Below are 21,768 nucleotides of genomic sequence, written 5' to 3'. Positions count from 1 at the left end.
CCTGCGCTCGCAATCGCAGGAACTGGTGCAGACCGTGGCGGTGTTCAAACTCGCTGGCGGGCACGCTGGCGTGGGGCATCCTGGCGCGGGACATGCCGCTGTCGGGCGCGCGGGTGGCGCGCAGCCCGCGCTGCTGTCTTTGCGCTGAACCGCCCGGCCCGCCGCCCCCCCGTTCAGCGTTTCCAGAAGCCCTGATGAGGGGCGCTGGCCTGCTCGATCAAGGCCGGTCCGATGCATTCGATGGGGTGGGGCGATGACGCGAACACATCCCGGCAAGACAGCTCCGCGTCGCGCTGCTCGGCACGCTCACCGCGAAACACCCGCAGCCGCACCGCGTCGATGCCGTAGACCACGCGCCCGATGTTGGACCAGAAGATCGCGCCCGCGCACATGACGCAGGGCTCGGCCGAGGAGTAGAGCGTCGCGCGCGCCAGGGTGTCTCGGTCCACGAGCGGCGAAACCAAGCGCACCGCATTGGTCTCGGCATGGCCGGTGCAATCCCCGGTTTCGCTGGTGTTGCACCAGGCCTCGGCCAGGACCTCGCCCTGCTCTGACACGATGACCGCTCCAAAGGGTCGGTTGCCGCGTGCACGGCCGTTGGCCGACCAGGTGATCGCCTGGCGCAGGTAGCTGCTGTCGCGTTCGTTCAGGGTGACTTCCTTGGGCAATTCCGTGCTCATGCTCATGCCTTGTAGCTGCGCTCGCCGCTGGCCGGCAAGAGGCCTCGCTCGAACACGCTGTCGGCGCCTGGGCGGTTTTGCAGGCCGAAGACCTGCGCCACCTGGGCAATTTGCTCTTCCAGCAGCGCCTTGCGCACGTCGCCCAGACCATGGCTTGCCACGTCGGGCGACGCGACGTACTGGGCCGTCAGGCGCCAGCGTTCAAGCTCCACCGGTTCTTCCAGGATGGGCTCACGCTGCTTGATGGCGGCGATGGCAGCCGCCGGATTGGCCAGCGTCTCCTTCAGGGCGCGGTTGCTCGCGCGCAGAAAGCCCGCGACCAGGGCGGGTTGTTCGGTGATCAGCTTGCGGCTGGCCAGCACCGCGTTGCCATAGAGGTTGACCCCGGCCTCGGTGTACTTGAGCACCGACAGCTCTTGCGGACTCATGCGCGCGAAGAGCGACACGGCCGAGTCGTGGAAATAGGTGGCGCCGTCCACGTCGCCGCGCACCATCACGTTGTCGCGCGCGCTAAAGTCGGTCGTGACCCACTGGAAGTGCTCGGCGCCCAGCTTGAGCTTGTTGGCGACCATGGGCCAGGCACGGCGCGTGGACTCGACGGCCGCGGCGGCGATGCGTTTGCCCTTGAGGCTCTGGAAGTCGCTGGTGATGCCACGGTCCTTGCGTCCGATAATCACGAATGGTGCGCGGTTGTAGTACTGGTAGACGGCCTGCACCACGGGCGTGCCGGGGTTCTGGGCCTGGAACTCGATCAGCGAGGAGATATCCCCCAGGCCCAATTGGTAGACGCCGCTGGCCACGCGCGTGATGGAGGTCACTGATCCGGCGCCCACGTCGATGGACACGTCCAGCCCTTCGTCACGGTAATAACCTTGGGCGAGGGCCAGGAAGAAGGGGGCCGTCTGTCCGGTGACGCGAAAGTCCAGCGTGAACTTCAGGGGCGTGAGCTTGGGGGAGGACTGGGCCCAGACCGCCGGCGCGGCGAGGGTGGATGCGGCGAGGGCGGTGGACGTACCGAGGAAATGGCGGCGCAGCATGGCATTGCTCCTGGAAGAGGTTGAGTGCCCGGTCGCTGGGACCGGGTTTCCAGAGCAATTTCCGGGCGCTGGCTGGGCCTGCGCTGAACGCTTCTACTCTTGGGGGTCTTCAAGCAAGGCATGTGCCAATTGTGTATACAGCAAGGTTGTCAGTTCTGGCCCGCGCCTTGCTTGTGGTGAGGCAGGAGTAGAAGCGTTCAGCGCAGGCCCAGCCAGCGCCCGGAAATTGCTCTTGAAGTTCAACTTTCAGGAGATCTGCATGACCGCACCCGCCTACGACCTCACCGAGCTGCAAAAAGAATCGCGCATGGGCGCGATGGGCACGCTCGACACCGCGCGCGAGATCCGCCGCATCGACCTCTCCAACTTCGAAGCCCGCAAGGCCGAGATCGCCGACCAGCTCTGGGACGCGGCGGTCGACGTGGGCTTCTTCCAGCTCGTCAACCACGGCATCCGCCCGCAAGAGATTCAGGCCGCCTTTGCCATGGCCGAGCGCTTCTTCGCCCTGCCCGAGTCGGTGAAGCAGCAGTACCCGCACAAGAAGGCACTCAATGTCGGTTGGGAAAGCCGCGCCCAGGTGCGGCCTTCCACTGGCACGCCGGACCAGAAGGAGAGCTACCAGATCACCCGACCGCACATGGCCGACCTCTGGCCGACCGAGGCCGAGCTGCCGGGCTTCCAGGCGACCATGCTGGCCTTTGAGCGCAAGAGCTGGGGGGTGGGCATGCAGGTGTTGTCCTGCTTCGCGCACAAGCTGGGGTTTGCCGATGATTTCTTCACGCGCGCCCACGATCCCGAGCACGCGGACTACCAGAGCACACTGCGCCTGCTGCATTACTACGCCATCCCGCCCGAGGTGCAGGACAAGTTGGACTTGTGGCGCGCGGGCGCGCACACCGACTTCGACTGCCTCACCTTGCTTTACCAGCGCCAGGGACAGGGCGGGCTGGAAGTCTGCCCTGGCAAGGAGATGGACGCTCAGGCCTGGACACCGATCCCGCCCGACGGTGATGCGATCACCTGCAACATCGGCGACATGCTGATGCGCTGGAGCGATGATCGCCTGCCCAGCAACTTCCACCGCGTGCGCAACCCGCAACCGGGCGAGTACATGGGGCCGCGCTACAGCCTGGCTTTCTTCGCCCAGGCCAACCGCTCGGCCCTGATCGAAGGGCCGGCGCGCAAGTACCCGGCCATCAGCGCGGGTGACTATCTGAAGCAGCGGGTCGCGGCGAACTTCAAGGCGTATTGAGGCCTTCACTGAGGCCTGTATTGAGCCCTGAGGTCGACGGGCGGCGCTCAGCCGGCCCGGCTTGAACCCCAAGTGAACGCGAACGGCCCAGAAATGCGAAAGGCCCTCGATGAGGGCCTTGTCGTGGGGAAGCGCAAGCGCGAATCAACCACCCTTGCTCGGGCGCTTGCCCGGGTTCTTCTTGCTGCGCGTGGCGACGCCGCGCTCCAGGCTGACGCGCTGGCCGCGACCGCCGGTGGGCAGGGAAAAACCGTTCGGGGGAACGGGGCGGGGAGTGGCCTTGCGGTCTGCTTCGGTGACGATCTTGTTGCCCATGGCAAATCCTTCTGGGGTGGTATGACTCAGGTGTGACTCGAACGAGAAACGCGCATTTTAGCAGCGCCGCTGCCGGGTTTGTCCGGGTCTGGGGCAGCCCCGCGCGGCGGGTCCGCGGCCTTACCATCTTCGCCACCATGACCTCTGCTGACCCCCGCCACAGCCTGTATCCCCATCTGCTGGCCCCCCTGGACCTCGGATTCACCCGGCTCAAGAACCGCGTGCTCATGGGCTCCATGCACACGGGCCTGGAAGACGGACGCGACCTCAGCAAGCTGGCCGCCTACTTCCGCGAGCGCGCGCAGGGCGGTGTCGGCTTGATGGTGACGGGCGGTTTCGCGCCCAATGTGGCGGGCTGGGCCAAGCCCTTCGCAGGCACCCTGGCCACCTCGGGCGCGGCGCGTCGGCACCAGGTCGTGACCCAGGCCGTGCACGAGGCGGGCGGCAAGATCGCGCTGCAAATCCTGCACACCGGCCGCTACGCCTACCATCCGCTGGCCGTGGCGCCTTCCGCGATCAAGTCGCCGATCTCGCCCTTCAAGCCTTTCGCCTTGTCGGCGCGCGGCGTCGAGCGGCAGATCCGCGCCTTCGTCAACTGCGCGGTCAAGGCCCGCGAGGCGGGTTACGACGGCGTGGAAATCATGGGCAGCGAGGGGTACTTCATCAACCAGTTCCTCGCCCGCCACACCAACCAGCGCGATGACGCCTGGGGTGGCGACTACAGCCAGCGCATGCGCCTGCCGCTGGAGATCGTGTCGCGCACGCGCGAGGCCGTGGGGCCCGATTTCATCCTCATCTACCGGCTCTCGATGATCGACCTGGTGCCCGGTGGCAGCAGCTGGGACGAGGTCGTCACCCTGGGCAAGGCCGTGGCCCAGGGCGGCGCCAGCATCATCAACACTGGCATCGGCTGGCACGAGGCGCGCGTGCCCACCATCGCCACCAGCGTGCCGCGCGCGGCCTTCGCCTGGGTCACGAAGAAGATGAAGGCCGAATTCGCCTCGGCGGGCATCCGCACGCCCTTGGTCACGTCCAACCGAATCAACACGCCCGAGGTGGCCGAGCAGCTGTTGGCCGAAGGCAGCGCGGATATGGTGTCCATGGCGCGCCCCTTGCTGGCTGACCCGGCCTTCGTGCGCAAGGCGGCCGAGGGCCGGGCGGACGAGATCAACACCTGCATCGCCTGCAACCAGGCTTGCCTGGACCACATCTTCGTGAACAAGCTCACCAGCTGCCTTGTCAACCCGCGCGCCTGCCACGAGACCGAATTGGTCTACCGTCCCCTGAAGGACCTGGGCACGCCGGGCAAGCGCATCGCGGTCGTCGGCGCGGGACCCGCCGGGTTGACGGTGGCCACGATCGCGGCCGAGCGCGGCCACGAGGTGCACTTGTTCGAGGCCAGTGGCGAGATCGGTGGCCAGCTCAACCTGGCCAAGCAGGTGCCGGGCAAGGAAGAATTCCACGAGATGCTGCGCTACCTGCGTCGGCACATCGAGACCACGGGCGTGCGTTTGCACCTGAACACGACTGCAAGCGCGCAGGCGCTGAGCGACTACGACCAAGTGGTGGTCGCCACGGGCGTGGTGCCGCGCGACCCCAAGATTCCCGGGCAAGACGATGCCCGCGTGATGAGCTATGTGGACCTGCTCCAAGGCAAAAAGCCCGCGGGCCGCCGGGTGGCCATCGTCGGCGCGGGCGGCATCGGCTTCGACGTGGCCGAATACCTGACCAGTGCCGGGCATTCCACGGCGCAGGACCTGCCAGCCTGGTTGGCCGAGTGGGGCGTGGCCGACCCCGCGCAGGCCCCGGGTGGCTTGGCGCCTGAGGGGCCGCAGCCCCCAGCCTCGCCGCGCGAGGTCACCCTGCTGCAACGCAAGGCGGGCAAGCTGGGCGAGAAGCTGGGCAAGACCACGGGTTGGATCCACCGCGCCGCGCTCAAGATGAAGCGGGTGCGCATGGAGGGAGGGGTGAACTACGAGCGCATGGGCACGTTCTCCGAGGCCGGTGCCGAGGCGTGGGGACTGTGCGTCAGCCAAGGCGAGAAGCGCGAAGCCCCGCGCTGGATCGCCTGTGACACCGTGGTGCTGTGCGCTGGCCAGGTGTCCCAGAGAACGGTCTTTGACGCGCTGCAGGCCCAGGGCCGAAAGCCGGGCGTGGACCTGCACGTGATCGGCGGTGCTTTTGAGGCGGGTGAACTCGATGCCAAGCGCGCCATCGACCAAGCCGCGCGACTGGCGGCCCGGCTCTGATCAAGTCTTGCGCTCGGCCTTGGGCACCGCCACTTTGCCGACTTGGGGCATGGCGCGGCCCGCGGCCAGTTCTTCGCGCAACACCTGGATGAAGCTTTGGCAGGCCAGCGAGAATGAACGGTCGCGCTTGCTGACCAGGTAGATGTCTCGCGACACCCTGGGTTGGCACAGCGGCTTGATCAGCAAGTCCGGATGCGCCAGGCACAGGGCGTAGGCGGTGGGCACCAGCGCCACGGCCTGGCCGCTGCGCGCCAGCCACAGCGCCGTGGACTGGAACGACACTTCCCCCACCACGTTCAATCGCACGCCCGCGCGGGCCGCGCTGGTCTCGACCAGGTGGCGCACGCCGTAGCCGGGACGCCCGGTGATCAATGCGTGGCCTTCCAAGTCGGCCCAGCGCACCTGCTTGAGTCCCGCCAGCGGGTGGCCGTGCGCGCAGACCAGGCAGAGCGTGTCCCGCATCAGCGGCTGCTGCTCGATCTCGCCACCGGCGCGTTCCGGCGTGCCGATGCCGAAGTCCACATGCTCGCCCACCACGCGGCTGAGGAATTGATCCGGCGCCACGTCGTCCACCAAGGTCTGCACATGCGGGTAACGGGTGCTGAAGGTTTGCATGACCTCGGGCAGCAGCATGCCGGCCAGCGTGGGCGTGATCGCGATGCAGACCCGACCGCGCTGGTGCGCGCGCAGGTCCATGAAGCTGGAGCCCAGCATGTCCACGTCGCGCAGGATGCGTTCGACCACCTCAATGGCGTCTTGGCCGGCCTGGGTGGCTTGCAGTGAGCGCGTGGTGCGGTCGAACAGCCGCGCGCCCAAGCCTTGCTCCAACTGACGGATCAGCACGCTCACCGCGGATTGCGTCAACGACAGCTGCTGTGCCGCCGCGCCAAGCTTGCGCAACTGGTAGACCGCCTTGAAGGCGCGCAGCTGGCGCAGGGTCGGAGCAAAGGATTGATTCATTGAAAAAAATTCATGAGTGGTTCAATATTTTTCGTTTTACAGATGAATCATGGATGCGTCTAATGCGGCGTCAAAGGAGACGACGATGAGTCAAAGCGCATGGCGTCGCATCGCCACGGAAGAAGCCTGGGCCACGCCGGAACTGGTGCAGAGATACCGCCAGATCATCGAGACCCACAGCCTGGACGATCCCGGTTTCTTCAGTCTGTGGGGATTTTTCGGCACCAGCGAGGCGCCGCGTGCCAAGGACCTGCGTGACCGCATTCAGGACATGGAGGCGCGCCGCATGGCCGACATGGACGCCGCGGGCGTGGATGTCCAGTTGCTGCTGCTGACCGCGCCGGGCGTGCAGGTTTTCGCGCCGCAGGAAGCCGCGGCCCTGGCCGTGTCCACCAACGACCAGTTGGCCGAAACCATCCGCAAGCACCCGGATCGGTTCGCGGGCCTGGCCGCTGTGGCGCCGCACGCGCCGCGCCAGGCGGCGCTGGAGCTGGAGCGGGCGGTGCGCAAGTTGGGCCTCAAGGGCGCGGTGATCAATTCGCACACCATGGGCTTGTACCTGGACGACGAGCAATACTGGGACGTCTTCGCGGCGGCCGAGGCGCTGGACGTGCCGTTCTACATCCACCCCAACACGCCGTCGCCCCAGATGATCCAGCCCTTTCTGCCGCGCTGCATGGACGCCGCGATCTACGGCTTCCAAGCGGAGACCGGCTTGCATGCCTTGCGCCTGATTCTCTCGGGCTTGTTCGACCGCTTCCCCAAGCTCAAGATCGTGCTGGGCCACCTCGGCGAGGGTTTGCCCTTCTGGCTGTACCGCATCGATTTCATGCACGCTGGCATCGTGCGCGCCAACCGTCATCCGGGCGTCAAGCCGCTCAAGAAGAAGCCCAGCGACTACCTGCGCGAGAACTTTTGGTACACGACCAGTGGCATGGCCTGGGAACCGGCCATCAGCTTCGTGCAGCAGCAGATGGGCATGGACCGCGTCATGTATGCGATGGACTATCCCTACCAGTACGAACTGGGCGAAGTCACGGCCATGGATGCGCTGCCGCTGGCGCCCGAGCACAAAAAGATGTTTTACGAAACGAATGCCGTGAGCCTGTTCCGTCTCTGAACGGAACTAGGCCACACGGTGACACGGGGACACGGCGGCACGGCGAGTGTGTTGGCCATCACCACGACAAGGACAGGAGAAGACCCGCATGACATTTTCCCAAGCACGTCGCCATGTGGCGCTGAGTGTCTTGCTCGGCATTTCGGGCGCGGCGCTGGCGCAGGCTTGGCCTGCCAGCCCGATCAAGCTGGTGGTGACTTTTCCGCCGGGTGGCAGCAGCGACGCCGCCGCGCGCATCGTCGCGCCCAAGTTGGCCGAGCGCCTGGGCCAGCCCGTGGTGGTGGACAACAAGCCCGGGGCGGGCGGCGGCTTGGGCCTGGGTCTGGTGGCCAAGGCTGCACCCGACGGCTACACCTTGGTGCTGGCTTCCGCGGGCGGGCTCACGGCCAATCCTTCGCTCTACAAGAGTCTTGCGTACGACCCTCAGCGCGACTTCGCGCCCATCACCGGCTTCGGCACCAGCCCCTTTGTGCTGGCGGCCAGCGCCACGCTGCCGGTGAAGACGGTCAAGGACGTGATTGATCTGGCGAAGAAGGAGCCCGGCAAGCTGACCTATGCCTCGGGGGGCAATGGCACGGCCATGCACCTGTCGGGCGAACTGCTCAAGGCCATGGCCGGCGTCAGCATCACCCATGTGCCTTACAAGGGCAGTGGCCCCGCGGTGGTCGCCATCATGGGCGGCGAGACCGCCTTGGCCATCGCCGACATCACGACCATCAAGCCTCAGATGCAGTCGGGCCGGCTCAAGGTGCTGGGCGTGCTGGGCAAGACACGGTCGTCGCTGGCGCCGGAACTGCCCACCTTGGCCGAGTCCGGATTGCCGGGGTATGAGTCCAACGGCTGGTTCGCCATCCTCGCGCCCGCGGGCACGCCACCCGCCATCGTGAAACGGCTGAACGCGGAGCTTGATACCGTGCTGCGCTCAGCCGACGTCCGCGAGCGCTTCTCGGCCGCCGGTCTGGAGCCCATGCCCAGCACCCCCGAAGAACTGGCGGCCTTGATGAAGAGTGAAACGGTGAAGTGGGCCCAGGTCATCCGCGACTCGGGCGCCAAGATCGATTGAACTCAGGGAGAACGGTGCAGGCGGGGCGCGGCAAGCAGCGCCATGTTTTCCTCGATGGCCAGGTCGAGTTCACGCCAGCGGCCTCGCAGCCCGGCTTTGTCCATGTCGGACTGCAACTGGCGCAGGTCTTTCACGGTCGGCGCGACCTTGATCTGTGCGACAGCCGCCGCCACGTTGCCGGTCTTGATCACGGCCAGCATCTTGCCGGGCCATTCGCTCTGTTTTGCCATGGTGGATGTTCAGGAAGAGGCCACACTGTAGCGCTTCCCTGAGCGGATTTCATTCGGATCTGTCGTTGCATCCTCGGCCCACCACCTTCGGCGCGACAGCGGCGCCTATCCGCGCGGAGCAGAGCCGGATGCGCCTTCAGACCACGCTGCGGTGGCGCTCAATGCAGGTGGCCAAGGTGTCCTCGCCGGAGCGCTGCCACCAGTCCAGCGTCGAAAAAATCTCGACCTCGCTGTAGCCGGCGTACCCAGCATCTTCGACCCAGCCGCGCAGCTTGCGCAGCTCGACCACGCCATCGCCCATCATGCCCCGGTCATTCAGCAGGTCGCGCGTGGGCGCGAGCCAGTCGCACACATGGTAGGCCAGCAGGCGGGAGGCCGAACCCTGGCCCGCACGCACGATCTGTTGCTGCAGCTTCGGGTCCCACCAACAGTGATAGACATCGAGCGCGACGCCCAAGGAGGCCGGTGCACCGGCAAGCTGCCCTTGGCCGTACTCGCCGGTCGGCAGCGGGTCCAGTTCGTCGCAGAGGTCCAGCGCCTGTTCCAGTGTGTTGATGCAAGCGCGCTCGGCGGCTTGCATGGGGTGCAGAGGCTCAATGGCCAGCGGCATGCCGACCGAGCGCGCGTACTCCAGCGAGACCGCGATGCCGTCGCGCACCTCGCCGCGCGCGCGGGTGATGTCTTTGTAGGCGGGCTTGCCTTGCAAGGCGCCCGGCAAGGCACCGACCACCAGCACCAGGCAAGGCGCGTTCAGGGTCTTGGCTTCGTCGATGGCGCGGCGGTTGTCGTCCAGCGCGGCGCGCAGGCCCGCGGCGTCGGCGGCGGGATAAAAGCCACCCCGGCAGTACCCTGAGAGTTCGATGTCCAGCGCCTTCAGCTGACGCGCCACCTTGTCGATGCCCACCGCGGCCACTTGATCGCGCCAAGGGCTGATGGCTCGCACGCCACGCGCGGCGCATTGGTCCATGATGAGGTCGAGTGCAACTTCCTGGCCGCTCTGACGGCGCAGCGTGGCGGTGTTGATCGAGAGCCAGTGGTGGTCCGTGGAGAAGTCGCGCATGGTGATGGGATGGTGTTGGGGTGATGGAGGCCAGGGTGCGCTTGAAGGGCGAGCCCACGCGGGGCGGCCCATCGGGCAGATCAACGGGCGATGAAGGAGACTCAGGTTTTCTGGCGACGCAGTTCGCGGACGATGGCGGCGTTGTCGAGTTCTCCGTCGCCAGCGGCGATGGCCGCTCGCATGAGCGCAGCGTGGGTTTCCGAGAGGGGCAGCTTTTGCCCAAGGGCGGCGGCTTGGGCCAGCATGAGGTCCACGTCCTTGAGGTGCTGCCGGATGCGGGATTGGGGGGTGAAGTCTCCCGACACCATCATCCGGCCCTTGGCCTGTGCCGCGCCAGACGTGGCCGGGCTGGCAAGTACCAGCGCCAGGAATTTCTCGGGGGTGATGCCCAGCTGCTCGGCGAACACCATGCCTTCGGCCAGCACCGCGCGGTTCAGGCCCAAGACCAGATTGGTGGCGAGCTTCGCACGTGCGCCCATGCCGGCGCTGCCCACATGCACTTGGTGTTCCGACATCGCGCTGAGCACGGGAGCGCATTGCATGATGGCCTCGGACTCGCCACCCAGCAACAGGGTGGCCGTGCCCGCGGCAATCTGCTGACTGGAGCCAGACAAAGGAGCTTCAATGAAACCAACGCCGCGCCCGCGCAACCGCGAGGCCAGGGCTTCCAGTGCCTGCGGCTCGCCGGTGGAGCAGTCGATGATGTGCCGCACGCCCGGAACGCTGAGCAGACCCTGCGCACCTTCCACCACGCTGAGCACATCGTCGGTGTTGAAGACGGCCAGCACCACGCAGCTCGCGGCCTCGGCCACGGCTGCCACGGTGGAGGCGGCTTGTCCACCCAGGGCGCTCAGATCCTCCCGGGCTTGCTCGCTCAGGTCAAACCCGGTGACGTGCCATCCTGCGGACAGGAAGCGCTGGGCCAAGGCGGAGCCCACCAAGCCGAGTCCGACGATGCCGATGGTGTTCTGTGCGTGTGTCATGGCGCTCACATCGCGAGGGAGGCGCCACCACAGATCTGGATCTCTTGGCCCGTGATGGCCGCCGCGTCGGTGGAAAGCAGAAAGCAGGCGAGGGCCGCGATCTCGGCAGGTCGGATCAGCCGCCCGAGGGGAGGGAGCTTGGGGGTGGCGCCAGCGCGCGCGGGGTCGGTCAGCATCGCAGTCTGTGTCGCGGCCGGCGCGATGACGTTGACCGTCACGCCCTGCGCGGCAGTTTCCGCGGCCCAACTGCGGGCCAAGGCGACCAGCGCTGCCTTGGTGGCCGCGTACTGACTGCGGCCAGGCATGCCGCCCGAGACGCGGCTGCCGATCAGCACCACGCGTCCCAGGCCCGCTTGCGTCATGGCCGGGATGACCAAGTTGGCCAAGCGGGTCGCCGCGTCCACATGGAGCTGCCACATCAGCATGGAATCCTCTTGCGTCAGCGAGCCCAGCCGACCCACGCGCAAGACGCCTGCTGCATGCACCAGTGCCTGCACTGGCCCGGCAGCCTGCACGGCGCGGGCCGTAGCGGCCGGATCGCGCAGATCAACTTGATGTGGAGAGAACGCCGCATGCGCCCACTCGGGGGGGACCAAGTCCAGTCCCGCGACCTGCCAGCCTTGGTCAAGCAAGGCTTGCGCGATGGCCTGTCCGATGCCCGAGCTGCTGCCCGTGACAAGTGCGCGCGGATGCTGCGAGAGGCTCATGCGGCGCGATCTTATTCAAGACGGATGTTGCCATCCGTGATGATCTTCTGCGAACGCACCATGTCGGCGTTCTGGAACTTCGCGAAGTCTTCCGGCGTGCCAGGCGTCAATACCAGCCCTTGTTGCATCAGCTTGTCGCGCAAATCTGATTCCAAGGCCTTGTTGGTTTCGACGTTCAGCTTCTGCGTGATGTCAGCCGACAGCTTGGCGGGGCCCCACAGGCCATACCAGCTGTAGAACTCGTAGCCGGGAAGGGTCTCGGACACGGTGGGCACGTCAGGCAGATTGGGCGTGCGCTTGTCGCCGGTGGTGGCGACCACGCGCAGCAGACCATTCTTGTGGTACTGGAGCGAGCCCAGGATCGGGTCAATGAAGCCATCAATTTGACCGCCGATCAGATCCTGAAACGCGGGTGCCGTGCCCTTGTAGGGAACCACGGTGTAGTCGATGCCGCCGGCGCGCTTGAGCAATTCGGTGGACAAGTGGCCCGCCGAGCCGATGGATCCCACGGCGAAGGTCATCTTGCCGGGGTTGGCCTTGGCATGCGCGAGCAGCGACTTGACGTCGGTGATCGGCAGATTCTTGTTGATGGCGATCGACAAGGGGGCCTTGGCGACCAGGGCGATGGGGGTGAAATCCTTCACCACGCCATACGGCACAGACTTCATGGTCATGGGCGCCGTGGTGAAGGTGGAGGCATTGAACAGCAGGGTGTAGCCATCTGCCTGGGCTTGCGCCACGACCGCGCCCCCGATGGTGCCGTTACCGCCGGGGCGGTTCTCGACCACGAAGGGTTGCCCCAGCTGGTCCGAGAGTTTCTGAGCCAGCTGGCGGCCCACCGCGTCCAGCGTGCCCCCGGGTGGAAAGGGGATGATGACCTTGACCGGGCGGTTGGGGTAGGCGGACTGGGCGTAGGTGGCGGCGCCACAGAAAGCCAGCATTAAGGCGATGGCAATTTTCAGGAAGCTGTGGTTCATGATGTCTCCATGTTTAGTGGGCTTGCGCCTGTGAGCATGTTTCGTTGACGTGAAACCTGGATTGCTGTCTCTTAATCGATCTGGATGTTGGCGTCACGAACAATGCGTGCATAGACAGCGATCTCTTTCGTGATGTAGTTGGAGAATTCGGTCGGGCCGGCGCCCGAGGGGATAAAGGCCTGCGCCCCGAGTCGTTCCGCGACCAGGGGTGATCGCATGGCCCTTGCCGTCTCTTCGGCCAGGCGTTTCGTGATGGCCTCAGGCAGCTTGCCCGGGCCCCAGAGCCCGTACCAGGACACCAGCTCGAAGCCGGGGAAACCGGACTCTGCGACGGTAGGCACGTTCGGCAGGCTGGGGATGCGCGTCTTGGTCGTGACAGCGAGTGCCTTGAGTTTTCCGCTGTTGATGTGGGCTGCCGAGGAAGGAATGGCGTCGATGATGGCGCTGACCTGTCCGCCGAGCACATCGTTGAGAGCTGCACCAGTGCCACGGTAGGCGATGATGGGGATGTCCAGCTTGGCGCCGTGCTTGATGGCTTCCTGGGCCACGTGCATAGGAGATCCGATAGCAGAGGTGCCGAAGCTGATTTCTTTCGGTTTCGTGCGTGCCAGGTCCAGGAACTGCTTCAGGTTGTCGGCCGGAACACCAGGGTACGCTGCCACGACCATGGGGACGGAGCCCAGAAGCGAGATCGGGGTGAAGTCCTTGATCACGTCATAAGGCACTTTCTTGACCATCAAGGGGTGGGCGATCAGAGTGGGCGACTGCACCAGCAGGGTGTAGCCATCGGCGGTAGCCTTGGCCACAGCATCGCTGCCGATCGAACCGCTGGCGCCCGCACGATTTTCAACCACAAAGGGTTGCCCCATCTGTTCGCTCAGTCGCTGCGCCAGCACCCGTGCCACGAGGTCCACGGTTCCTCCCGGCACGTAAGGCACGACGATACGGACAGGCCGGTCCGGATAACTTTGCGCATGCGCCGCGATGCTCGACAGCGCAAGCAGGGTGACCGTCAGTAATCGAATCCACTGGTCCATGTTGTCTCCTCGGGTGTTTGTTCTGATCAGCAGCAGGGCATCTTCAAAAGCCTCAAGGCATTGCGGAAATAGATGCCTTCGCGATCTTCCTCAGGAAGATTGAGTGAGTCGATGGCTTCCGGAATCGTTCGGATGAACATGGGTCCTCCCTCGGGGTCGAAGGGGCAGTCCGACGCGAACAGCACCTGTTTGGCACCGAAGAAATCCAGCCCACAACGCAGGCCCGAGCGTCCACCGGCCAGGGCCGTGTCGGCATAGAACATGCGGAAGTAGTCGATGGGTCGCTTGGGCATGCTCTTGAGCAAGCCTTCGTAGTCCTCGTCCGAGGTGCGGCTGCCGAACTGGTCCAGGCCGGGGCCGACACGCCCGTCGAAGAAGGGGATCATGGCGCCCATGTGGTGGGTGATGACACGCAGATTGGGCAGCTTGTCGAAGAAACCCGAGAACACCATGCGGGTCATGGCCGCGCTGGTCTCATAAGGCCAGCCGAAGGTCCACCAGATCTCGAACTTCGATTTCTTCTCCGACGCGTAGTCCGTCATATTTGCGCCCCGGGCCGGGTGCATCCATACTGGGACGTCATAGGTCTTGACCGCTGCATCGAAGATCGGCCAGAAATCGGGCTCATCAAGCGGGCGGCCGTTGACGTTGGTGAAGACCTGGATGCCTCGGGCGCCGAGGGTGCTGATGGCGTAGTCCATCTCTTCCAGGCAGGCCGCGGGATTGTTCATGGGAAGCGACGCCACGAAAGCCGGGAACTTGTCGGGGTGCTGGTCGCGTATGGCAGCCATCTCTTCGTTGGCCAGGCGAGCCAGCGCGGGCGACACGTCGGGCCCCGCGATCATCTCGATCGGCGGATTGGAGAGTGTCAGGATTTGCTGATAGTCGGGGAAGGACTCCATCATCTTGAGCCGTGCGTCCAGGTCGTAGAGGACCGGGATGGTCAGCCAGCGCTTGATGGCGCCCTTATCCTTGGCCAGCTCCGCCATGCGCTCGAAGTACCTGCGCGGCAGGATGTGGGCGTAGCTGTCGATCTTGCGCATCACGTCACTCCACACCGTGCAGGGCGAGCAGGGCCGTCATGCGGCGCGTGGCCAGCTCGGGCTGTTCGAGCAGGTTCGCGGCATCGGCCAAGCGGAACAGCTCGGCGAAGTGCGCGAGCGAACGCGTGCTCTGCTGGCCGCCTACCATCGTGAAGTGCGACTGATGGCCGTTGAGCCAGGCCATGAAGACCACGCCGGTCTTGTAGAAGCGCGTGGGCGCCGCGAAGATGTGGCGCGACAGCGGCACCGTGGGGCCGAGGATGGCGTGGAACTTCTCCGTGTTGCCTTGGGCCAGCTCGCCCAGCGCCGCGCTGGCGGCGGGTGCGATGGCGTCGAAGATGCCCAGCAAGGCGTCGCTCTGGCCGTGCACGCGCGCGGCGCCGAAACCGTCACCGGCGATCAGCTCGGCGTAGTTGAAGTCGTCGCCCGTGTACATGCGCACGCCTTGGCCGTCCAGGCCACCCGTGGTGGGCAGGCGACGGCGCATGGCGATTTCCTTGTCCTTGTCGAGCAGGGATATCTTGATGCCGTCCACCTTGTCCGGATGCGCGGCGATGATGCCCAGCGCCGTGTCCATGGCGGCGTCCAAATCCTTCGTGCCCCAGTAACCCGACAGCGCCGGGTCGAACATCTCGCCCAGCCAGTGCAGCACGACAGGCTGTCGGGCTTGGCGCAGGATGCGGTCGTAGACGCGCTCGTAGTCGGCGGGGCTTTTCGCGACGCGGGCCAGCGCACGGCTGGCCATGACGATGAGCTTGCCGCCGAGCTTCTCGATGGCTTCCATCTGCTGCTCGTAGCCACGGATCACGTCGTCCACGCTCCGGACCTCGTCCAGCACCAGGTGGTCGGTGCCGCAGCCCGAGGCCACCAGGGCCTTGGGGCCGAAATCACGCGCCGCGTCGAGCGAGCTACGGATCAGTTCCAGCGAGGTGGGCCAGTCCAGGCCCATGCCGCGTTGGGCCGTGTCCATGGCTTCGGCCACACCCAGGCCCAGCGACCATAGGCGACGGCGGTAGGCGATGGTGGCCTCCCAGTCCACCGCGCATTGCAGCCAGGGGTCGATGGCCGCGCGCGGGTCGGCCACGACGTGTGCGGCGGAGTAGGCGATGCGGTTGAACTTCACGCCCGCGGCCGGCTTGGCCGGTGCCGTGCCGCGCACTGTGTAGGTGTCGAGCGCGCCGGTTGCGGTCGGCAACTTGAGGGTCAGAGCCATGACGCGGTCCTCAGAACTTCAAGCTCGGCACGTCGACGAAGCGGCGTTCCTTCCAGCTCTGCAGCGCGGCTTCCACCAACTGCACGCCCTTGGCGCCTTCGGGCAGTGTCCAACTGTAAGGCGCGTCTTCCACCACGTGGCGGATGAAGTGCTCCCACTGGATCTTGAAGCCGTTGTCGTAGACCTGGGTGTCGGGCACGTCCTGCCACTGCTCGGTGAAGTTCATGGTCTGCTTCACGTCCGGGTTCCAGACGGGGCGCGGCGTGTTGACGCGGCTCTGGGCCTTGCAGTCGGTCAGCGTGGCCACGGCCGAGCCGTGCGTGCCGTCGACGTGGAAGGTCACCAGGTCGTCACGGTTGACGCGCGTGGCCCAGGACATATTGAGCTGGGCGACGACGGGCTCGCCCTTGTGGCCGATCAGCTCGGCGATGGCATAGGCTGCGTCGTCGGCCGTGCAGGTGTAGGGCTTGCCGGCTTCGTCCCAGCGCTGCGGGATGTGGGTGGCGCCCAGGCAGCTGATGGACTTGACTTGGCCGAACAGGTTGTCCAGCACGTAGCGCCAGTGGCACATCATGTCCAGGATCATGCCGCCGCCGTCCTCGGCGCGGTAGTTCCAGCTCGGGCGTTGGATGGGCTGCAAGTCGCCTTCAAACACCCAGTAGCCGAACTCCAGGCGCAGCGACAGCATGCGGCCGAAGAAATCGGCGCGGCGCAGCATGTCCAGCTTGCGCAGGCCGGGCAGGAAGAGCTTGTCTTGCACCGCGCCGTGCTTGAGCCCGCTCTTCTTCGTGGCCTCCTGCGCGGTCTTGGCGATGTCCATCGCCTCGGCCAGCGTCGTGGCGATGGGTTTTTCGCAATAGACATGCTTGCCGGCGCGCAGCGCCCGGGCCAAGAGTGTCGGGCGCATCTGCGTCGTGCCCGCGTCGAAGAACACCGTGTCCTCCTGGCTGGCCAGCGCCTGGTCCAGGTCCGTGCCCCAGCGCCCGATGCCGTGCGCCTTGGCCAGTGCCTCGATCTTTTCGGCGTTGCGTCCGATCAAGATCGGGTCGGGCATGACCTTGTCGCCATTCGAGAGCGTGACGCCCCCCTGCGCTCGGATGGCGCAGATGGAGCGGATCAGGTGCTGGTTCATGCCCATGCGTCCAGTGACGCCGTGCATGATGATTCCCAGACGTTGGGTGGGCATGGATGAGTTCTCCTACGAGGTAGTGGGGTCAACGGCAATGCCGCTCAGGGGTGGACTTCCAAGCCGGCGGCCTTGACCAGCGCGGCGTTGTTCTTGATTTCGTTGCGGATGTAGGTGTCGAATTCGCGTGGGTTCAGCGTCCAGGCGTCGGCGCCCAGGGTCAGGAAACGTTCCTTGACTTCAGGCGTCGCCAGGGCCTTCACGACTTCGGCGTTCAGGCGATCCACGATGGACCGAGGCGTCTTGCCGGGCGCGAACAGGCCGATCCAGAAGTTGAATTCCGAGCCCGGCACGCCAGCCTCGGCCGTGGTGGGCACGTCGGGCAGGGCGCTGGCGCGTTGAGCCGAGCCGACCGCGAGCGCCAGCAACTGGCCCCCGCGGATCTGCCCGATCACGGGTGCGATGGGGGAGAAGTAGTAATCCACCCGGCCCGCGATCACCTCGTTCACGGCCTCGGCCGAACCCTTGAAGGGGATGTTGGTCGCCTGGATCTTGGCGGCGAGCTTGAACTTCTCTGCATTCAGGTGCGTGGCGCTGCCTTGGCCGGCGGACGCGAAGTTGAGTTGCCCCGGGTTGGCGCGGGCATAGCTCAGCAGTTCCTGCACCGACTTGATGTTCTTGGACGGTGCGATCACCAGCACGTTCGGCGTGGCCGAAATCGGGGTGATGGGGACGAAGTCCTTCAGCGGATCAAAGGGCAGCTTGGCGAAAGTGTGCGGCGTCACCGTGTGCGAGGACGAATGGATCATCAGGGTGTAGCCGTCCGGCGCTGACTGGGCCACCATGGCCTGGCCGATGGTGCCGCTGGCGCCGCCACGGTTGTCGATCACGAACTGCTGGCCCATGCTCTGGGCCATCTTGTCCGTGATGGCGCGCGCGATGATGTCCGTGGTGCTGCCGGCCGCGAAAGGCACGATCACGCGGATCGGCTTGTTCGGGTAAGCGTCCTGGGCCTGAGCAGCCAGCGGCGCGAGCGCCGCCAGCATGGCCGCGGCGATGAATCTGCGGGTGTAGCGCATGGTGTTGTCTCCTGGGTGATTGAAATAATTAACTGACCAGTGAATTATAGGAAGAGTCCCGTCCGCAGCGAATCAGGGATTCGCCGGAGTCGGGAGGGTGCGGGAAGGGGCGGACCACCCTGAGCTGGCCCCGGAGCTAGCGACAGGTGCGCAACCGGGATAAGGGCTGCAAAAGCGCGGAAAGTCTCGGAAAACGTCGAAAAGCTTCGAAAAACCGGGTTCGGAGGTTTCGGCACGGGTCAAACGGCATGAAGTCGGCTCTGCGGAGCCGAAAGCCGTTTCGGGGTCAGCCGCGCAGCAAGCCGCCCAAAATCAGGTCGGTCATGTGCGACAGGCGCTCGTTGCGGGCCTTGGCCGACATCAGGTCGCGGCCGAAGATGGCCGAGAGGGTGTGGTTGTTGGAGAGGTAGAAATAGGCGATGCCAGCGATGGAGATGTAGAGCTGCATCGGGTCCACGCCGCCCCGGAAACTGCCGTCGCGCCGTCCTCGCTCCAGGATCTCGGCGAGCAAGTCCAACAAGGGCGAGTTGAGTGCACGCGCTTGCCGGGAGTCTTGCAGGTGCCGCGCCTTGTGCAGGTTTGCGCTGTTGAGCAGCGTGAGGAATTCCGGATGCGCCAGGTAGTAGTTCCAGGTGAACTCGATCAGTGTGCGCACGGCCTCGGCCGGCGTGAGGTCTTGCAAGTGCAGCTTGCGCTCTTCTTCGCGGATGTTGCCGTAGGCCTGCTCGAGCACGGCCTGGAACAGCTTCTCCTTGTCCTCGAAGTAGTAATAAATGAGCCGTTTGTTCAGGCCTGCCCGCTCGGCGATGCGGTCCATGCGCGCGCCCCCCAGGCCGTATTCGGCGAATTCATCGCGCGCCGCCATCAGGATGGTGCTCTGAGAGCGGTCCGCGTCGCGCAGACGTTCCTCGGGAGCAGTTTTTGGCGGGCGTGGCATGACTTTAAATCACCAAATGGTTAATTGTTGGGCTGGTAGAGGGCAAGCTTGGGGTCGCGCCGACTTTACACAAATGGCACGACGGGTAAGCTCGACCGATGACGCAGCAGGTACTCCAAGATTCAACACAACAGCGCGCGTCGACCGCCGTACCCCGTCGCATCTTGCCGGTGATCGTGCTGTCGCAGTTCGCCGCCACCACGCTGTGGTTCGCCGTCAACGCGGTCATGCCCGATTTGCAGCAGGCCTGGGACTGGCCCGCCGCCGCCATAGGGCGTCTGACGTCGGCCGTGCAGTTGGGCTTCGTCGCGGGCACCCTGGTGTTTGCCTTGCTGATGGTGGCCGACCGCTTTTCGCCGTCGCGGGTGTTCATGGTCTGCGCCGTGCTGGGGGCCTTGGTGAACGCCGCCACGCTGGGGGTGGACGGCGATCTCACGCGCTTGCTGGTTCTGCGCTTCGCCGTGGGCTTCCTGCTCGCGGGCGTCTATCCCGTGGGCATGAAAATCGCCGCCAGCTGGTACCGCGAGGGTCTGGGGCCCGCCATGGGCGTGCTGATTGGCGCGTTGATCTTGGGCACCGCCTTGCCGCATGGACTGCGTGCATTGGCGACCGTGGTGCCGAGCGCCGCCCACGGGGCCGACGCGGGGTGGGCGAGTGTGATCGCGGCCTGGGGCCTGGCACCCTGGCAGGCGGTGGTTCTGGGGGTGTCGCTTCTCGCGGCCTTGGGTGGCCTGCTCACGGCTTGGCAGGTGCCCGACAGCCCCTGGGTGCAACGCGCCAGGCAAGGCGCGGGCGCCAGCGGCGGTGCTTCGTCAGGATTGAAGTTGGGCGCGCTGGCCTTCATCTGGCGCGACCGCAAGTTGCGAGCCTCGGTCTTTGGCTACTTCGGCCACATGTGGGAGATCTACACCTGCTTCGTGCTGGTGCCAATCGTGGTGGGTCTGCGTTTCGCGGGCGCGACGCAGAGTGCTTGGTCCTTCGCCATCATCGGCGCGGGCTTCATCGGCTGCGCGGGAGGGGGATGGCTGGCGCGGCGGCACGGCAGTGCTCGTGTTGCCCAGATGCAGTTGGCGCTCAGCGCGCTGTGCTGCCTCGTTGCGCCTCTGATGCTGCACGCGCCCGACGCCTTGTTCCTGGCCTGGCTGCTGGTGTGGGGCGTGACCGTATCGGGCGACTCCCCGCAGTTTTCGGCCTTGACCGCGCGCAATGCACCCCAGGCGGCGGTGGGCAGCGTCTTGACCCTCGTCAATTGCATCGGCTTCGTGATTTCGGTGCTCAGCATCGAGCTCTTCACGATGGCCTTGCCGCATCTGGCGCTGGATTGGTTGCTGCCCTGGCTGGGCATCGGACCCCTGATCGGCCTGTGGATGTTCCGCCCGCTGCTCAAGCCCTAGCGACGCTCATGTCCCTCGACGGGCCGCGCCGTCGCCACGTCATGTCAGTCGGCGTCAGTCCATTCTTGGAAGGGAAAGGGCACGTCCTCACGGGCGAAGCTCAGGTAGTCCGCGATCTGTCGCAGGTACCGGCCCAGTCCCCGGCCAAAGCGGCGCAGGCGCGCGTTGGTTTCATTGCTGGCGATGCTCAGCAGCAGCTGCACCAGGGCGACGGCGAAAAGCAGCGTGAGGGCCAGATGCAGGGCCAGCCCCATCAGCACCATGTAGATGACGCGCGGGATCAAGCGGCGTTTCTTGCCAGGAACGGCGGCGGCATGGTTCTGGTCAGGCGGGATGGGGGAGTCGCTCACGGTCCATGCTCCTATCGGTTGGGCTTGCGCACTGTACCTAAGCCGCGTCGAGTTTGTGCCTTAAGCTCACGCCATGAAGGACATCGAACTGCCGTACGCCGTGCGTCTGTACAACACCCATGGTGACAGCGACGCACCGGGTCTGGACATGGCCCGCGAGGGCGCGCAGCGCCGCTTCGCGCTGGTTTTGCGCGACAGTTTGGGTGATGCCGCCCTGGTGTTGCCGGTGTACCAGGCCTACCAGCGCATCGCGCAGGCCTATGGCGATCCGCCGGACTTGGCGGCGCTCACCGACTCTGAGCTCGAGATCGCCCAGGCCTGGCTGACCGCCGAGCGGGCGGCCTTGGACGCCGTCTTTGGGCCTCTGCGTGGCATGGGGGATGGCAGCTACGACCTCTGGCCCGTGGATGGATGAAGAAGGCTTGTGCGGGCAACTGGGGGGTATCCCACTGGATCACGCCCCGAGCACATCGGATAATCCGGCCATGGCTCTCTTCACCGACACTTCCACCGTCACCCATGGCATCCAGCTCGCCGTGGCGCCGGTGTTCCTGCTCACCGCCGTGGCCGGCATGATTGGCGCGGTGGCCGGACGGCTGGCGCGCATCATCGACCGCGGCCGCACGCTCGATGAGAAGTTGCGCATCAACGCCGAACCGGCCTTGGCCCAGCACTGGATCATGGAACTGGCCGCGCTGCGGCGGCGTGGCCTGCTGGCCAACACCACCATCGGCTTGCTCACGCTGTGCGCCTTCGTGATCGGTCTGACCATCGTGCTGCTCTTCCTGGGCGAGACCACGGAGTTCAAGATCGACCACTACGCGATCTATGGCTTCCTGGCCGGGGTGCTGTGCTTCATGGCGGCGCTGGGCTGCTTTTTCGCCGAGACCTTGCTGGCGGCCCGGGTGCTGAAGTTCCGCCAGCTTGGCGACGACTGAACCGCGCGCACGTCACAC

General features: G+C 65.7%; 23 protein-coding genes. 7 read left to right on the top strand and 16 right to left on the bottom strand.

Features of this window, described 5'->3' with window-relative positions; genetic code table 11:
- Positions 1 to 173: 173 nt before the first annotated feature.
- Together HGR_RS08040 and HGR_RS08035 are read right to left on the bottom strand one after the other, a co-directional pair.
- Complete coding sequence (locus tag HGR_RS08040; RefSeq protein WP_006297692.1) at positions 174 to 686, bottom strand: nucleoside deaminase; 513 nt, start codon at positions 684 to 686, stop codon at positions 174 to 176.
- A complete protein-coding gene (locus HGR_RS08035; protein ID WP_006297691.1) occupies positions 683 to 1,717 on the bottom strand; it encodes an ABC transporter substrate-binding protein in 1,035 nt (344 codons plus the stop codon). The genes HGR_RS08040 and HGR_RS08035 overlap by 4 nt, the downstream gene beginning before the upstream one ends.
- 259 nt (positions 1,718 to 1,976) lie before the next feature.
- Here HGR_RS08035 and HGR_RS08030 point away from each other — a divergent pair, with 259 nt between their 5' ends.
- Complete coding sequence (locus HGR_RS08030; protein ID WP_039852944.1) at positions 1,977 to 2,969, top strand: isopenicillin N synthase family dioxygenase; 993 nt, start codon at positions 1,977 to 1,979, stop codon at positions 2,967 to 2,969.
- A 144-nt stretch (positions 2,970 to 3,113) separates the two neighbouring features.
- On the opposite strand, the gene HGR_RS17550 is transcribed toward HGR_RS08030, so the two are convergent.
- A complete protein-coding gene (locus tag HGR_RS17550) occupies positions 3,114 to 3,284 on the bottom strand; it encodes a hypothetical protein (protein ID WP_006297688.1) in 171 nt (56 codons plus the stop codon).
- A 137-nt stretch (positions 3,285 to 3,421) separates the two neighbouring features.
- On the opposite strand from HGR_RS17550, the gene HGR_RS08025 reads away from it, so the two are divergent.
- The gene (locus HGR_RS08025; protein WP_006297687.1) at positions 3,422 to 5,533 is read left to right on the top strand and encodes an NADPH-dependent 2,4-dienoyl-CoA reductase; all 2,112 of its coding nucleotides are present in this window, start codon (positions 3,422 to 3,424) and stop codon (positions 5,531 to 5,533) included.
- On the opposite strand, the gene HGR_RS08020 is transcribed toward HGR_RS08025, so the two are convergent.
- Entirely contained in the window at positions 5,534 to 6,493 is a 960-nt protein-coding gene (locus tag HGR_RS08020) for a LysR family transcriptional regulator (protein ID WP_006297686.1), read from the bottom strand. It lies immediately after the preceding gene.
- Positions 6,494 to 6,578: 85 nt separating this feature from the next.
- On the opposite strand from HGR_RS08020, the gene HGR_RS08015 reads away from it, so the two are divergent.
- Together HGR_RS08015 and HGR_RS08010 are read left to right on the top strand one after the other, a co-directional pair.
- Positions 6,579 to 7,613, top strand: a complete 1,035-nt coding sequence (locus tag HGR_RS08015) for an amidohydrolase family protein (RefSeq protein WP_006297685.1) — start codon at positions 6,579 to 6,581, stop codon at positions 7,611 to 7,613.
- Between the two features lie 88 nt (positions 7,614 to 7,701).
- Entirely contained in the window at positions 7,702 to 8,676 is a 975-nt protein-coding gene (locus tag HGR_RS08010) for a Bug family tripartite tricarboxylate transporter substrate binding protein (protein WP_006297683.1), read from the top strand.
- A gap of 2 nt (positions 8,677 to 8,678) precedes the next feature.
- Here HGR_RS08010 and HGR_RS08005 read toward each other — a convergent pair whose 3' ends face one another.
- From HGR_RS08005 to HGR_RS07955, 11 genes are all read right to left on the bottom strand, one after another.
- Positions 8,679 to 8,906 (bottom strand): hypothetical protein, encoded by a 228-nt coding sequence (locus HGR_RS08005; RefSeq protein ID WP_006297679.1) that lies wholly within the window; start codon positions 8,904 to 8,906, stop codon positions 8,679 to 8,681.
- A 136-nt stretch (positions 8,907 to 9,042) separates the two neighbouring features.
- Positions 9,043 to 9,966 carry a sugar phosphate isomerase/epimerase family protein gene (locus tag HGR_RS08000; RefSeq protein ID WP_006297677.1) on the bottom strand — a complete coding sequence of 308 codons (924 nt, stop codon included), beginning with the start codon at positions 9,964 to 9,966 and terminating at the stop codon, positions 9,043 to 9,045.
- 101 nt (positions 9,967 to 10,067) lie between these two features.
- Positions 10,068 to 10,949: an NAD(P)-dependent oxidoreductase gene (locus HGR_RS07995; RefSeq protein WP_006297675.1), complete on the bottom strand. Its 882-nt coding sequence runs from the start codon at positions 10,947 to 10,949 to the stop codon at positions 10,068 to 10,070.
- A gap of 5 nt (positions 10,950 to 10,954) precedes the next feature.
- Positions 10,955 to 11,656 carry an SDR family NAD(P)-dependent oxidoreductase gene (locus tag HGR_RS07990; protein ID WP_006297673.1) on the bottom strand — a complete coding sequence of 234 codons (702 nt, stop codon included), beginning with the start codon at positions 11,654 to 11,656 and terminating at the stop codon, positions 10,955 to 10,957.
- Between the two features lie 11 nt (positions 11,657 to 11,667).
- Positions 11,668 to 12,636, bottom strand: a complete 969-nt coding sequence (locus tag HGR_RS07985) for a Bug family tripartite tricarboxylate transporter substrate binding protein (protein ID WP_406564767.1) — start codon at positions 12,634 to 12,636, stop codon at positions 11,668 to 11,670.
- Between the two features lie 68 nt (positions 12,637 to 12,704).
- Entirely contained in the window at positions 12,705 to 13,670 is a 966-nt protein-coding gene (locus HGR_RS07980) for a Bug family tripartite tricarboxylate transporter substrate binding protein (RefSeq protein WP_006297671.1), read from the bottom strand.
- A 26-nt stretch (positions 13,671 to 13,696) separates the two neighbouring features.
- The gene (locus tag HGR_RS07975; protein ID WP_006297670.1) at positions 13,697 to 14,713 is read right to left on the bottom strand and encodes an amidohydrolase family protein; all 1,017 of its coding nucleotides are present in this window, start codon (positions 14,711 to 14,713) and stop codon (positions 13,697 to 13,699) included.
- A 4-nt stretch (positions 14,714 to 14,717) separates the two neighbouring features.
- On the bottom strand, positions 14,718 to 15,926 hold the full coding sequence (locus HGR_RS07970; RefSeq protein ID WP_006297669.1) for a dihydrodipicolinate synthase family protein: 1,209 nt from the start codon (positions 15,924 to 15,926) through the stop codon (positions 14,718 to 14,720).
- A gap of 10 nt (positions 15,927 to 15,936) precedes the next feature.
- Complete coding sequence (locus tag HGR_RS07965) at positions 15,937 to 17,112, bottom strand: Gfo/Idh/MocA family protein (RefSeq protein ID WP_006297668.1); 1,176 nt, start codon at positions 17,110 to 17,112, stop codon at positions 15,937 to 15,939.
- Between the two features lie 44 nt (positions 17,113 to 17,156).
- Positions 17,157 to 18,131 carry a tripartite tricarboxylate transporter substrate binding protein gene (locus HGR_RS07960; RefSeq protein ID WP_006297667.1) on the bottom strand — a complete coding sequence of 325 codons (975 nt, stop codon included), beginning with the start codon at positions 18,129 to 18,131 and terminating at the stop codon, positions 17,157 to 17,159.
- 286 nt (positions 18,132 to 18,417) lie between these two features.
- Positions 18,418 to 19,068: a TetR/AcrR family transcriptional regulator gene (locus HGR_RS07955; RefSeq protein ID WP_006297666.1), complete on the bottom strand. Its 651-nt coding sequence runs from the start codon at positions 19,066 to 19,068 to the stop codon at positions 18,418 to 18,420.
- 98 nt (positions 19,069 to 19,166) lie between these two features.
- Between HGR_RS07955 and HGR_RS07950 the strand changes: the two genes are divergently transcribed.
- Positions 19,167 to 20,462: an MFS transporter gene (locus HGR_RS07950; RefSeq protein ID WP_006297665.1), complete on the top strand. Its 1,296-nt coding sequence runs from the start codon at positions 19,167 to 19,169 to the stop codon at positions 20,460 to 20,462.
- A 44-nt stretch (positions 20,463 to 20,506) separates the two neighbouring features.
- On the opposite strand, the gene HGR_RS07945 is transcribed toward HGR_RS07950, so the two are convergent.
- Positions 20,507 to 20,812 carry a DUF4389 domain-containing protein gene (locus HGR_RS07945; RefSeq protein WP_006297664.1) on the bottom strand — a complete coding sequence of 102 codons (306 nt, stop codon included), beginning with the start codon at positions 20,810 to 20,812 and terminating at the stop codon, positions 20,507 to 20,509.
- A 73-nt stretch (positions 20,813 to 20,885) separates the two neighbouring features.
- Between HGR_RS07945 and HGR_RS07940 the strand changes: the two genes are divergently transcribed.
- Both HGR_RS07940 and HGR_RS07935 read left to right on the top strand, forming a co-directional pair.
- Positions 20,886 to 21,227 (top strand): hypothetical protein, encoded by a 342-nt coding sequence (locus tag HGR_RS07940; RefSeq protein WP_006297663.1) that lies wholly within the window; start codon positions 20,886 to 20,888, stop codon positions 21,225 to 21,227.
- Positions 21,228 to 21,297: 70 nt separating this feature from the next.
- Positions 21,298 to 21,750, top strand: coding sequence for a DUF2721 domain-containing protein (locus HGR_RS07935; RefSeq protein ID WP_006297662.1), 453 nt, complete (start codon positions 21,298 to 21,300; stop codon positions 21,748 to 21,750).
- Positions 21,751 to 21,768 lie beyond the last annotated feature (18 nt).

Origin of the sequence: Hylemonella gracilis ATCC 19624 (assembly GCF_000211835.1) — a bacterium.
Lineage (GTDB): Bacteria > Pseudomonadota > Gammaproteobacteria > Burkholderiales > Burkholderiaceae_C > Hylemonella > Hylemonella gracilis.
Note: the sequence above shows the minus strand (reverse complement) of the source record. Positions and strands in the feature narration are given on the sequence as shown.

Coding starts and splice junctions, on each gene's coding strand:
- HGR_RS08040 (WP_006297692.1), bottom strand. CDS start 686: ATGAGCATGAGCACGGAATTGCCCAAGGAAGTCACCCTGAACGAACGC.
- HGR_RS08035 (WP_006297691.1), bottom strand. CDS start 1,717: ATGCTGCGCCGCCATTTCCTCGGTACGTCCACCGCCCTCGCCGCATCC.
- HGR_RS08030 (WP_039852944.1), top strand. CDS start 1,977: ATGACCGCACCCGCCTACGACCTCACCGAGCTGCAAAAAGAATCGCGC.
- HGR_RS17550 (WP_006297688.1), bottom strand. CDS start 3,284: ATGGGCAACAAGATCGTCACCGAAGCAGACCGCAAGGCCACTCCCCGC.
- HGR_RS08025 (WP_006297687.1), top strand. CDS start 3,422: ATGACCTCTGCTGACCCCCGCCACAGCCTGTATCCCCATCTGCTGGCC.
- HGR_RS08020 (WP_006297686.1), bottom strand. CDS start 6,493: ATGAATCAATCCTTTGCTCCGACCCTGCGCCAGCTGCGCGCCTTCAAG.
- HGR_RS08015 (WP_006297685.1), top strand. CDS start 6,579: ATGAGTCAAAGCGCATGGCGTCGCATCGCCACGGAAGAAGCCTGGGCC.
- HGR_RS08010 (WP_006297683.1), top strand. CDS start 7,702: ATGACATTTTCCCAAGCACGTCGCCATGTGGCGCTGAGTGTCTTGCTC.
- HGR_RS08005 (WP_006297679.1), bottom strand. CDS start 8,906: ATGGCAAAACAGAGCGAATGGCCCGGCAAGATGCTGGCCGTGATCAAG.
- HGR_RS08000 (WP_006297677.1), bottom strand. CDS start 9,966: ATGCGCGACTTCTCCACGGACCACCACTGGCTCTCGATCAACACCGCC.
- HGR_RS07995 (WP_006297675.1), bottom strand. CDS start 10,949: ATGACACACGCACAGAACACCATCGGCATCGTCGGACTCGGCTTGGTG.
- HGR_RS07990 (WP_006297673.1), bottom strand. CDS start 11,656: ATGAGCCTCTCGCAGCATCCGCGCGCACTTGTCACGGGCAGCAGCTCG.
- HGR_RS07980 (WP_006297671.1), bottom strand. CDS start 13,670: ATGGACCAGTGGATTCGATTACTGACGGTCACCCTGCTTGCGCTGTCG.
- HGR_RS07975 (WP_006297670.1), bottom strand. CDS start 14,713: ATGCGCAAGATCGACAGCTACGCCCACATCCTGCCGCGCAGGTACTTC.
- HGR_RS07970 (WP_006297669.1), bottom strand. CDS start 15,926: ATGGCTCTGACCCTCAAGTTGCCGACCGCAACCGGCGCGCTCGACACC.
- HGR_RS07965 (WP_006297668.1), bottom strand. CDS start 17,112: ATGCCCACCCAACGTCTGGGAATCATCATGCACGGCGTCACTGGACGC.
- HGR_RS07960 (WP_006297667.1), bottom strand. CDS start 18,131: ATGCGCTACACCCGCAGATTCATCGCCGCGGCCATGCTGGCGGCGCTC.
- HGR_RS07955 (WP_006297666.1), bottom strand. CDS start 19,068: ATGCCACGCCCGCCAAAAACTGCTCCCGAGGAACGTCTGCGCGACGCG.
- HGR_RS07950 (WP_006297665.1), top strand. CDS start 19,167: ATGACGCAGCAGGTACTCCAAGATTCAACACAACAGCGCGCGTCGACC.
- HGR_RS07940 (WP_006297663.1), top strand. CDS start 20,886: ATGAAGGACATCGAACTGCCGTACGCCGTGCGTCTGTACAACACCCAT.
- HGR_RS07935 (WP_006297662.1), top strand. CDS start 21,298: ATGGCTCTCTTCACCGACACTTCCACCGTCACCCATGGCATCCAGCTC.